The sequence below is a fragment of the Streptomyces sp. 8K308 genome, assembly GCF_004348315.1.
Lineage (GTDB): Bacteria > Actinomycetota > Actinomycetes > Streptomycetales > Streptomycetaceae > Streptomyces.
The window spans coordinates 1-11309 of record NZ_SMKC01000238.1 but is presented as its reverse complement, the minus strand read 5'-3'; the positions used below and the strand labels follow the sequence as shown (position 1 = coordinate 11309).

Genomic DNA, 11309 nt, shown 5'->3' with positions numbered 1-11309 from the left:
CGTTCGGCGGGGTCGCGGGGCGCGGCCTGCCACCGCCCTGGGCCACGTCGGCGGGCAGCATCACCAGGGCGGTGGTGCCGCCGGAGTCGGAGGGCCGCAGCTGGATCCTGATGCCGTGGCGCAGCGAGAGGCGGCCGACCACGAACAGGCCCATGCGGCGGGAGACCGAGACGTCGACGGTGGGCGGGTTGGCGAGCCGCTCGTTGATCTCGGCCAGGTCCTCGGGGGACAGGCCGATGCCGGTGTCGTGGATCTCCACCAGCACCCGGCCGTCGGGCAGCGCGTGACCGGTGACCTTGACCTTGGTCTGGGGCGAGGAGAACGAGGTGGCGTTCTCCAGCAGCTCGGCGAGCAGGTGCACCAGGTCGTTGACGACCCGGCCGGCGACGTCCGTCTTGGGGACGGCGCTCAACTCGATGCGCTCGTACTGCTCCACCTCGGAGGCCGCGGCGCGCAGCACGTCGACCAGCGGCACCGGGCGGGTCCACCGGCGGCCCGGCTCCTCGCCCGCGAGGACCAGCAGGTTCTCGCCGTTGCGGCGCATGCGGGTGGCGAGGTGGTCGAGCTTGAACAGCGAGGACAGCTGGTCCGGGTCGGCCTCGCGCGACTCGAGCTCGGAGATCAGGGAGAGCTGACGCTGGATCAGACCCTGGCTGCGCCGCGAGAGGTTGGTGAACATCGCGTTGACGTTGCCTCGCAGCAGGGCCTGCTCACCGGCGAGGCGGACGGCCTCCCGGTGCACGTCGTCGAACGCCTGGGCCACCTTGCCGATCTCGTCCCTGGTGTAGACGCCGACCGACTCGACGGTGGTGTCCACATCCTCGGGCTCGGCCTCGGACATCTGCTTGACGACCTCGGGCAGCCGCTTGCGGGCGACCTCGGTCGCGGTCTCCTGCAGCCGGCGCAGCGAGCGGACCATCGAGCGGGCCACCACGAAGGCACCGACCAGCGAGATGCCGAGCACCAGGATGACCACGGCGCCGTTGATGACGGCCTCCTGCTGGGCCTCGTCCCGCAGGGCGTTGGCCTGGGCCTGCATCTCGGCCAGCAGTTCGGCCTCGATGACGTTCATCGCGTCGATCTTGGTCCGGTCCTGCTCGTACCAGTTGCGGTAGCTGCGCTCCTGCGAGTTCCTGATGCCCTCGGGGGCGGAGAAGACCCGCTGCGCGTACTGGTCGGCCTGGGTGATGTTGGCGACGCCGCCCTCGAGCGGGGCGAGCCGGTCGTTGGCCCGGCCCTGGCCGTAGATCTGCGAGAAGGCCTCGAGCTCCGACTCCTCGCTGAGGCTGCTGTTGCGGCCGAGGCGCCAGTCGACGTCGGAGAGGTTCGCGCTCTGCCCCGGAATCTCGTCGCGCGCGAGGCCTGCGGTGATCACGGCACGCTGGATGGAGGCGTGCTCCTTGGCCGAGGAGAAGGCGGCGAGGGCACGCGTGGAGCGGATCATCTCGGCGTTACTCGTGGCCTGGGCCATGTCGAGCGAGAGTCCGTGCAGCGACTCGATCAGGGCGCTGTAGGCGCTGACCGTCTGGCCGATGTTCGCCGGGTCCTCGTAGGCCTGCCGGCGCATGGTGCTGATCTCGTTGGCCTGCCGGCCGATGTTGATCACCGTGGAGCGCACGCCGCGCATGGCCTCGTCGGTGCTTGTCAGCCGGAGGCTGGCATCACTGAAGGCCCGCATGGCCTGATTGGTGATCTCGCGGGCCGCCACGATCTCGTCGCTGCTTCTGTCCCGGCCGCTGACCAGCGGACCGGCGGAGCGGTCGCGCTCCTCCTGGAGCGCGGCGGCGAACTGGGTCGCCACCTGAGTCAGGTCGGTGAGCAACTCCAGGTCGTCCAGCCTCTCGATGTCCTCCATCGAGCTCTGGATCCGGAACCCTCCGAGGAGGGTGGCCGCGACCACCGGGAGCGCGATCAGCGAGACCAGGCGGGTGCTGATGCGCCAGTTGCGCAGCGCGAGACGCGATCCGGCGTGGCTGGGCCGGGCGGGCGCGGGGCTCTTCTCGGCCCCGGCGGCATCCGCCTCACGGGCGGGCTGCTCACCCCCCGCGGCGTGCTGCGCCGGGTCACCGCCCCCTGGGCCGGACCCGGCGGAGGAGCCGCGGTCTGTTACACCACCAGGCTCCGCATCCCCCGCAGCACTGCCTTCCCTCTTGAAACGTCCCTGCACTGGCGTCGCAACCTCTGGACCTTGAGCGCCGCGCCGTGATGACGACGTGACGGTGTCGAGCCGGGGGCACACGAGCCCCGTAACGGTCGTGGGCAACCGACGCGTCTGGCGGTCAGCGCGGTGAGTGGCACTGGCGTGCGCCCCTCGCTTCGGTGGCCGACCCGCGACGGTCCGTGTGATTCCAGCACAGTGGCCGATCCGCAACAAGGTCTGGGAACGCTCCCGTGACATCTATGACGCTACGGAGACACTCCACCACAGTGTGCACACGACAGCCAGGGAGAAATCGGACTTTTATGCACCACACCCTCATCGAACAAGCACACAACGGGTAGCTATCGTGAGGAAGGAGTAAACCTATGGCAACCTATGACCGCTTTGCCCCGTTCGCTGGCTGTCCGAGTTTGATGCGGTTTCTCCGGGTCGCCGTGAGCAAACTCACACCGAGTTCATGGCTGATTACCGGCTTACGGCGGGTATAGCGGCCCTAGCCTCGCTTTACAGAACATCTAGAAATGACATCCAGGACCGACAAGAGACCCTCAAGGCAGAGCACCGTGAAGAGCACCCTGACCATGCGCTCCATCGCCAACCCGCGGCGCACCACCCTGGCACACCTCTCGGACGCCGGAGAGCTCGCTCCGGCCGAGCGCCCCGCGGCGCGCGTGCCGGAGCTCCCCCAGGCCACGGCCAACCCGCGCCGCACCGTCCTCAAGGAGCGCGAGGACGCCGCCTGACCCCGTCTCACACGCGAACGGCCCCCGGCTCGAGCCGGGGGCCGTTCGCGTACCGGGGCGCGCGGGGCGGCGCGTCACCCCTGCCAGCTGTGGGGCGCGCGGTAGCCGGCGGTGCGCTCGAGACGGCGCCAGCCGGCGGTGCTGCGGTCGGCGGACGCCGGCGCGGCGTCCCGCCGGGCGGCACGGGCCATCAACAGGGCGGTGACGGCGGCCAGCTCCTCCGGGCTGGCCTCGCCCTTCTCCACGCGCACCAGATGGGGGTCGCTGCTCATCTCGCGGGACTCTCCTTCGCTCACTGTGGCGGGTTGCCGTGCTTGCGGGCCGGCAGGTCGGCGTGCTTGCTGCGCAGCATCGCCAGCGACTGGATCAGCACGTGCCGGGTCTCCGCCGGGTCGATGACGTCGTCCACCAGGCCGCGCTCGGCCGCGTAGTAGGGGTGCATCAGCTCCGCCTTGTACTCCTTGACCATGCGCGCCCGCATGGCCTCCGGGTCCTCGGCGGCGGCGATCTGCCGGCGGAAGATCACGTTGGCCGCTCCCTCGGCGCCCATCACCGCGATCTCGTTGGTGGGCCAGGCGAGCGTGACGTCGGCGCCGATGGTCTGCGAGTCCATCACGATGTAGGCGCCGCCGTACGCCTTCCGCAGGATCAGCGAGATCCGCGGCACGGTGGCGTTGCAGTAGGCGTACAGCAGCTTGGCGCCGTGCCTGATGATGCCGCCGTGCTCCTGGTCGACGCCCGGCAGGAAGCCGGGCACGTCAAGCAGCGTGACGATCGGGACGTTGAACGCGTCGCACATCTGGACGAAGCGCGCGGCCTTCTCGGAGGCGGAGATGTCGAGCACGCCGGCCAGCGACTGCGGCTGGTTGGCGACGATGCCCACCACCTGGCCGTCGAACCTGGCGAGCGCGCAGATGATGTTGGTCGCCCAGCGCTCGTGCACCTCGAGGAACTCGCCGTCGTCCACCAGCTCCTCGATGACCGCCCGCATGTCGTAGGGGCGGTTGCCGTCGACCGGGACCAGGTCGACCAGCGCGTCGCAGCGGCGGTCCACCGGGTCCTCGGTGGGCGAGGATGGCGGGTTCTCGCGGTTGTTGCTCGGCAGCAGCGAGAGGAGGAAGCGGACCTCCTCAAGGCAGGACTCCTCGTCGTCGTAGGCGAAGTGCGCCACGCCCGAGGTCTCGGCGTGCACGTCGGCGCCGCCCAGGCCGTTGTGCGTGACGTCCGCGCCGGTGACGGTCTTGACCACGTCGGGACCGGTGATGAACATCTGGGCGGTCTCCCGCACCATGAACACGAAGTCCGTCAGCGCCGGCGAGTAGGCCGCGCCGCCGGCGCAGGGGCCGAGCATCACCGAGATCTGCGGGATCACCCCGGACGCCCTGGTGTTCCGCTGGAAGATGCCGCCGTAGCCGGCAAGGGCCACGACGCCCTCCTGGATGCGCGCGCCCGCGCCGTCGTTCAACGACACGAGCGGCGCGCCGGCGGCCATGGCCATGTCCATGATCTTGTGGATCTTGGCGGCGTGGGCCTCACCGAGCGCCCCGCCGAAGATCCGGAAGTCGTGCGCGTAGACGAAGACCTGGCGTCCGTGCACCGTGCCGTAGCCGGTGATCACGCCGTCCGTGTAGGGGCGCTTGGCCTCGAGCCCGAAGCCCGTGGCCCGGTGCCGCCGCAACATGCCCACCTCGCGGAACGAGTCGGGGTCGAGCAGCAGATCGATCCGCTCCCTTGCGGTCAGCTTGCCCTTGGCGTGCTGCGCCTCCGTCGCCTTCTCCGAGGGGCCGCGCACCGCCTCCTCGCGGATGGCCCGCAGCTCCGCCACGCGCCCGTGGGCGTCGATGGCGGTCACCGTGTCTGGCGCTTCGGCCTCGGCTTGATCGGTCATGTATAGACCCTACGAAACGCCCGCCGGGACCGCCCTCGTCAGATCCGTACAGTCTCCGCACCCGTTTCATGGCCGCGCCGCACATAGGGGGTGGAAACGCACAGCCCGGGGCACGGGGGCACTGTGACCTCCCCACAGTGCCCCGCCTGCCACCTCACTCGTTCGGACGCGCCCCGGCGCGCAGCAGGCCGTACGTGTAGGCGTCGTCGAGCGCCTGCCAGGAGGCGGCGATCACGTTGTCCGCAACACCCACCGTAGACCACTCCGCGGTGCCGTCGCTGGTGGTGATCAGCACCCGGGTGGTGGACTGGGTGCCCTGCCTGCCCTCCAGGATCCGGACCTTGTAGTCCACCAGCTGAAGCCTGGCCAGCTCGGGGAAGGTCCGCTCGAGGCCGGCGCGCAGCGCCTGGTCGAGCGCGTGCACCGGACCGTTGCCCTCGCCGGTGGCGACGATCCGCTCGCCCTTGGCCCACAGCTTGACAGTGGCCTCGTTCTCACAGCCGGTGTCGGACCGCTGGTCGGTGATGGTGCGCCACGACTCAAGACGGAAGAAGCGCTGCGGGCCGCCGTCCGCCTCCTCGCGCAGCAGCAGCTCGAAGGAGGCGTCCGCCGCCTCATAGCTGAAGCCCTTGAGCTCCTGCGCCTTGACCCGGTCGACGATCCGGCCGACCAGCTCGCGGTCCCCGGCGAGGTCGTAGCCGAGTTCCCGGCCCTTGAGCTCGACGGAGGCCCGGCCGGCCATGTCGGAGACCAGCATCCGCATCGAGTTGCCCACGAGCTCGGGGTCGATGTGCTGGTAGAGGTCGGGGTCCACCTTGATCGCGGAGGCGTGCAGCCCGCCCTTGTGCGCGAAGGCGGAGACCCCGACGTACGGCTGGTGGGTGGCCGGGGTGAGGTTGACGACCTCGGCGATGGCGTGCGAGATCCTGGTCATCTCGCGCAGCGCGCCGGGCGGCAGCACCCGGCGGTCGTACTTGAGCTCCAGGGCCGCGACCACCGGGAAGAGGTTGGCGTTGCCGACCCGCTCGCCGTATCCGTTGGCCGTGCACTGCACGTGGGTGGCGCCGCCGTCCACGGCGGCCAGGGTGTTGGCCACCGCGCAGCCGGTGTCGTCCTGCGCGTGGATGCCGATCCGGGCGCCGGTGTCGGTCACCACGGTGCGCACCACGGCCTGCACCTGGGCGGGGAGCATGCCGCCGTTGGTGTCGCAGAGCACCACCACGTCGGCGCCGGCCCGGTGGGCGGTGCGGACGACGTCGAGCGCGTAGTCAGGGTTGGCGGCGTAGCCGTCGAAGAAGTGCTCGCAGTCGACGAAGACGCGGCGGCCGTGGGCGCGCAGGTGGCGCACGGTGTCCGCGATCATGGCGAGGTTCTCGGGCAGCGTGGTGCGCAGGGCCAACTCGACGTGCCGGTCGTGGGCCTTGGCGACGAGGGTGACCACCGGGGCCTCGGAGTCGAGCAGGGCCCGCACCTGCGGGTCGTCCTCGACGGCGACGCCCGCCCTGCGGGTCGATCCGAAGGCGACCAGCTTGGCGTGCCTGAACGGGATCTCGGCACGGGCCCGCTGGAAGAACTCGGTGTCCCTCGGGTTGGCCCCCGGCCAGCCGCCCTCGATGAAGCCGACCCCGAAGTCGTCCAGGTGGCGGGCGATGGTCAGCTTGTCGGCGACGGTGAGCGTGATGCCCTCCCGCTGGGCGCCGTCACGCAGGGTGGTGTCGAACACGTGGAAGCCGTCGCCCGGCGCCTGGGTGCCCGGCTCGTCCTTGCTGGTCATGGTCGTACGGAACTCCTGTCGAACCCTCTACGGTCAAGTGTGCCGGAAAACGAAAAGACCCCTCGCGGATGCGAGAGGTCTGCGCGCGGGTCAGAGACTGCGGACCGGCGCGCTAGCTGCCGATAATGCTGGCGAACGAGAGCATGGCAGCGAGTGTGGCACAGGCGGACTCCTGTGCCACCCGCCGTCTCAGGATCCGGACGCCGCGGTCAGGCGACGCGGTGCAGCCAGCCGTGCCGGTCCTCGGCCCGCCCGGTCTGGATGTCGACCAGCGCCTCGCGCAGCCGCAGGGTGATCTCGCCGGCCTGCCCGTCGGCGATGGTCCAGGCTCCGTCGCTGGACTTCACGTGGCCGACCGGGGTGATCACCGAGGCGGTGCCGCAGGCGAAGACCTCGCTGATGGCGCCGCTCTCGCTCTCCCGCCGCCAGTCGTCCACGGTGATCCGGAACTCCTCGGTCGGGTAGCCGAGGTCGGCGGCGATGGTCAGCAGCGAGTCGCGGGTGATGCCGGGCAGCAGGGTGCCGGTGAGCTCGGGCGTGTAGATGCGCACCTCGGAGCCGCTGCCCCGGACGAAGTAGAGGTTGGACGAGCCCATCTCCTCGACGAAGCGGCGCTCCACCGCGTCCAGCCAGACCACCTGGTCGCAGCCGTGCCGGACGGCCTCGGCCTGGGCGAGGAAGGCGGCCGCGTAGTTGCCGGCGCACTTGGCCTCGCCGGTGCCGCCGGGGGCGGCGCGCACGTACTCGTTGGAGAGCCAGACGGAGACGGGCTTCACGCCGCCGGCGAAGTAGTCGCCGGCCGGCGAGGCGATCACCATGAAGAGGTACTCGTTGGCCGGCCGGTTGATGCCGAGGCCGACCTCGGTCGCGAACATGAAGGGCCGTAGGTAGAGCGTCTGCCCGGCGCCGGTCGGCACCCAGGCCGCGTCCTGTGCGACGAGCACGTCGATGGCCTCGACGAAGGCCTCGACGGGCAGCTCGGGCATGCCGAGGCGCCTGGCCGAGCGCTGGAAGCGGCGGGCGTTGGCGTCCGGTCGGAAGGTGACGACGGAGCCGTCGGGCTGCCGGTAGGCCTTGAGGCCCTCGAAGATCTCCTGCCCGTAGTGCAGCGCCATGGTCGCCGGGTCGAGCGGGATCGGGGCGTACGGCTGGAGGGTGGCGTCGTGCCAGCCGCGGCCCTCGGTGTACCGGATGGTGACCATGTGGTCGGTGAAGTACCGGCCGAAGCCCGGCTCGGCCAGCGCGGCGGCGCGCTCGGCCTCGGAGAGCGGCTGGGTGGAGGGCTTGAGGTCGAAGGTGATGGGGGTCGTCATGGTGAGCGAGTCCTTCACGTCTCGGTGGCACATCTTGGTGGTGCGGACCGCGAGCCCGCGCCGGGGTCGGTACGCCGAGTTGATACTTGGACGTCCGAGCATCTGGATGCGCGACGGCCCCGCGTATGAGATGACCGGTGTGGGGTCGATTATGACGCGGGGCGCGACGACAAGCGCACGGGGGCGGCCCTGGGGTGATGGTGGCATCCGGCGACGAGGTTGCCCAGCCGCCGGGCGTGACCGGCGGCCGAACGGAGATGCGCGTGGCGTGCAGGCGGTCGTCAGCCGGCTACTCGGCTGGCCAGCGCGTCGCCGATCGCCTCGGTGGAGCGCGGGGCGGCGGCGTCGCGCTCGGCCAGGTCGGCGGTGACCGCTTCCTCGACGCGGGCGGCCTCCGCCTCGTAGCCGAGGTGGCGCAGCAGCAGGGCGACGGAGAGCACGGTGGCCGTCGGGTCGGCCTTGCCGGTGCCCGCGATGTCCGGCGCGGAGCCGTGGACCGGCTCGAACATCGAGGGGAAGGCGCCGGTCGGGTTGATGTTGCCCGAGGCGGCGAGGCCGATGCCTCCGGTGACGGCCGCGGCCAGGTCGGTGAGGATGTCGCCGAAGAGGTTGTCCGTGACGATCACGTCGAACCGCTCGGGCTGGGTGACGAAGAAGATCGTCGCCGCGTCGACGTGCAGGTAGTCGGTGCTGACCTGCGGGTACTCCGTGGCGACCCGGTCCACGGTGCGCTGCCAGAGGTGGCCGGCGTGCACCAGCACGTTGTTCTTGTGGACCAGGGTGAGCTTCTTGCGGGGCCGGGCGGCGGCCCGCTCGAACGCGTCCCTGACGACCCGCTCCACGCCGTAGGCGGTGTTGACGCTGACCTCGTTGGCGATCTCGGCGGGGGTGCCGGTGCGCACGGAGCCGCCATTGCCGACGTAGAGGCCCTCGGTGCCCTCGCGGACGACGACGAAGTCGATGTCGGGGCGGCCGGCCAGCGGGGTCGGGGTGTTGGGGAACAGCTTGCTCGGGCGCAGGTTCACGAAGTGGTCGAACACGAAGCGCAGCCTGAGCAGCAGCCCGCGCTCAAGCACCCCGGACGGCACCGTGGGGTCGCCGATGGCACCGAGCAGGATCGCGTCGTGGCCCTTGAGCCGCTCGAGCTCCGCGTCCGGCAGCGTCTCGCCGGTGGCGTGCCAGCGGCGCGCGCCGAGGTCGTAGGTGGTGGTCTCCAGCTTGACGTCGCCGGGCAGGACGGCGGTCAGGACCTTGAGCCCCTGGTCCACCACCTCGGGACCGATGCCGTCACCAGGAATCACCGCGAGATCGATGCTGCGAGCCATGGGAGGACCCTAACGCCGTCCCACGCTCTGACACCAGTTCGTCCATCATCCGGACGACACAGGGGGCCCGGACTCAGTCCTCGTCGAACTCGGCGCCGTTGTCCCGGCGGTCCAGGGCCCGCTGGAGCGCGACGGCCGCGCGCCGGCGGGTGGCCTCCCGAGCGGCGCGGGCCGCGGCACGGGCCCTGGCCAGGGCGGAGTCGTCGGCCGAGCGCGGGCGGGTGACGGTGGTCGCGGGCAGCGTTGCGTCCATGGGATCAGCTCCAGGCGCGGGGGTGTGGAGCGGCCGGGCCACGCTGCCCGGCCTCAGAGCCTCCACAAAAGTAGCGGCGATCCACAGTGTTGTCTCGCCAGATACTTGACCGTCCTAGTATGTGAGACGCGAATCACCGAGCCGACTCCCCGCGCCGGCCGGCGCGGCTCACCCCATGTGTGGATAGCGGTAGTCGGTCGGCGGCACCTGGGTCTCCTTGATCACCCGTGGCGAGGTCCAGCGCAGCAGGTTGAACTTGGAGCCCGCCTTGTCGTTGGTGCCGGAGGCGCGCGCCCCGCCGAAGGGCTGCTGGCCGACGATCGACCCGGTGGGCTTGTCGTTGAGGTAGAAGTTGCCCGCCGCGTACCGCAGCCGCTCGCTGGCCCTGGCCGCGACCGCCCGGTCCCCGGCCAGCACCGCCCCGGTCAGCGCGTAGGCCGCCACCGACTCCATCTGGTCAAGCATGGTGTCGAAGGTGTCGTCCTCGTAGACGTGGACGGCGATGATCGGGCCGAAGTACTCGGTGGAGAAGACCTCGTTCTCCGGGTCCGAGCAGGTCAGCACCGTCGGCCTGACGAACCAGCCCACCGAGTCGTCGTAGGTGCCGCCCGCGACGATCTCGCACGACGGGTCGGTCCTGGCCCGGTCGATGGCCGCCTTGCTCTTGGCGAAGGCGCGCTCGTCGATGACCGCGGCCATGAAGTTCGACAGGTCGCTCGGGTCGCCGACCGCAAGGCCCTCGGTCTCGGCGACGAGCTCGTCCCGCAGCCCGCCCTCCCACAGCGAGCGAGGCACGTAGGCACGGGAGGCCGCCGAGCACTTCTGCCCCTGGTACTCGAAGGCGCCGCGGGTGATCGCCGTCCGCAGCACCGCCGGATCGGCGCTCGGGTGGGCCACGATGAAGTCCTTGCCGCCGGTCTCGCCGACGATCCGCGGGTAGTTGCGGTACCGCTCGATGTGCGCGCCGACCTGCTGCCACAGGTAGCGGAACGTCGTGGTGGAGCCGGTGAAGTGGATGCCGGCCAGGTCGGGGTGGGGCAGCGCCACCTCGGACACCTCGCGGCCGTCGCCGGTCACCAGGTTGATGACGCCGGCCGGCAGCCCCGCCTCCTCGAGCAGCCGCATCAGCAGCACGGCGGAGTGGGTCTGGGTCGGCGACGGCTTCCACACCACCACGTTGCCCATCAGGGCCGGCGCCGTGGGCAGGTTGCCGGCGATCGCCGTGAAGTTGAACGGGGTGATCGCGTAGACGAAGCCCTCGAGCGGCCGGAAGTCCATCCGGTTCCACACGCCCTTGGGCTGCACCGGCGGCTGCTCGGCCAGGATCTCGCGCGCGAAGTGCACGTTGAACCGCCAGAAGTCGATCAGCTCGCACGGCGCGTCGATCTCCGCCTGCTGGATCGTCTTGGACTGGCCGAGCATGGTCGAGGCGGCGACGGTCTCCCGCCACGGCCCCGACAGCAGCTCCGCCGCCTTGAGGAAGACGGCGGCCCGGTCGTCGAAGGTCAGCGACCGCCATCCCGGGGCCGCGGCCAGCGCGGCGTCGACGGCGTCCTGGGCGTCCTGCCGGGTGGCGTGGGCCGCCGTGCCGAGCCTGGCCCGGTGGTTGTGCGGCTGCACGACGTCGAAGCGCTCGCCGCCGCCCATCCGGCGCACGCCCCCGATGGTCATGGGCAGCTCGATCGGGTTGTCGGCCAGCTCCTTGAGCTTGCGTTCAAGGCGGGCGCGCTCGGCGGAACCCGGCGCGTAGGTGTGCACGGGCTCGTTCGCCGGCGCGGGAACCTGGGTCACTCCGTCCATGGCCTGGACACTCCTTCTCACATGGTCGCGGGTGGGTCGGGGAGCGTGTGGG

General features: G+C 70.9%; 9 protein-coding genes. 1 reads left to right on the top strand and 8 read right to left on the bottom strand.

Annotation, left to right across the window (positions count from 1 at the left end):
- Positions 1–2167 (bottom strand): nitrate- and nitrite sensing domain-containing protein (locus tag E1265_RS25905; RefSeq protein ID WP_132933429.1); only part of this gene is annotated, 2167 nt, incomplete at its 3' end.
- A gap of 557 nt (positions 2168–2724) precedes the next feature.
- Between E1265_RS25905 and E1265_RS25900 the strand changes: the two genes are divergently transcribed.
- The gene (locus E1265_RS25900; RefSeq protein WP_132933428.1) at positions 2725–2904 is read left to right on the top strand and encodes a hypothetical protein; all 180 of its coding nucleotides are present in this window, start codon (positions 2725–2727) and stop codon (positions 2902–2904) included.
- A 74-nt stretch (positions 2905–2978) separates the two neighbouring features.
- On the opposite strand, the gene E1265_RS25895 is transcribed toward E1265_RS25900, so the two are convergent.
- The 7 genes from E1265_RS25895 to pruA all read right to left on the bottom strand — a co-directional run bounded on the left by E1265_RS25895 (position 2979) and on the right by pruA (position 11257).
- The gene (locus E1265_RS25895) at positions 2979–3176 is read right to left on the bottom strand and encodes an acyl-CoA carboxylase subunit epsilon (protein ID WP_132933427.1); all 198 of its coding nucleotides are present in this window, start codon (positions 3174–3176) and stop codon (positions 2979–2981) included.
- Positions 3177–3196: 20 nt separating this feature from the next.
- Positions 3197–4792 carry an acyl-CoA carboxylase subunit beta gene (locus tag E1265_RS25890; RefSeq protein ID WP_132933426.1) on the bottom strand — a complete coding sequence of 532 codons (1596 nt, stop codon included), beginning with the start codon at positions 4790–4792 and terminating at the stop codon, positions 3197–3199.
- A gap of 154 nt (positions 4793–4946) precedes the next feature.
- Entirely contained in the window at positions 4947–6566 is a 1620-nt protein-coding gene (gene cimA / locus E1265_RS25885) for a citramalate synthase (protein ID WP_132933425.1), read from the bottom strand.
- A gap of 209 nt (positions 6567–6775) precedes the next feature.
- On the bottom strand, positions 6776–7879 hold the full coding sequence (locus tag E1265_RS25880; RefSeq protein WP_132933424.1) for a branched-chain amino acid aminotransferase: 1104 nt from the start codon (positions 7877–7879) through the stop codon (positions 6776–6778).
- 281 nt (positions 7880–8160) lie between these two features.
- Positions 8161–9204, bottom strand: coding sequence for a 3-isopropylmalate dehydrogenase (locus tag E1265_RS25875; RefSeq protein WP_132933423.1), 1044 nt, complete (start codon positions 9202–9204; stop codon positions 8161–8163).
- A gap of 73 nt (positions 9205–9277) precedes the next feature.
- Positions 9278–9457, bottom strand: coding sequence for a hypothetical protein (locus tag E1265_RS25870; RefSeq protein WP_132933422.1), 180 nt, complete (start codon positions 9455–9457; stop codon positions 9278–9280).
- Positions 9458–9625: 168 nt separating this feature from the next.
- Positions 9626–11257: an L-glutamate gamma-semialdehyde dehydrogenase gene (gene pruA, locus E1265_RS25865; protein WP_132933421.1), complete on the bottom strand. Its 1632-nt coding sequence runs from the start codon at positions 11255–11257 to the stop codon at positions 9626–9628.
- Positions 11258–11309 lie beyond the last annotated feature (52 nt).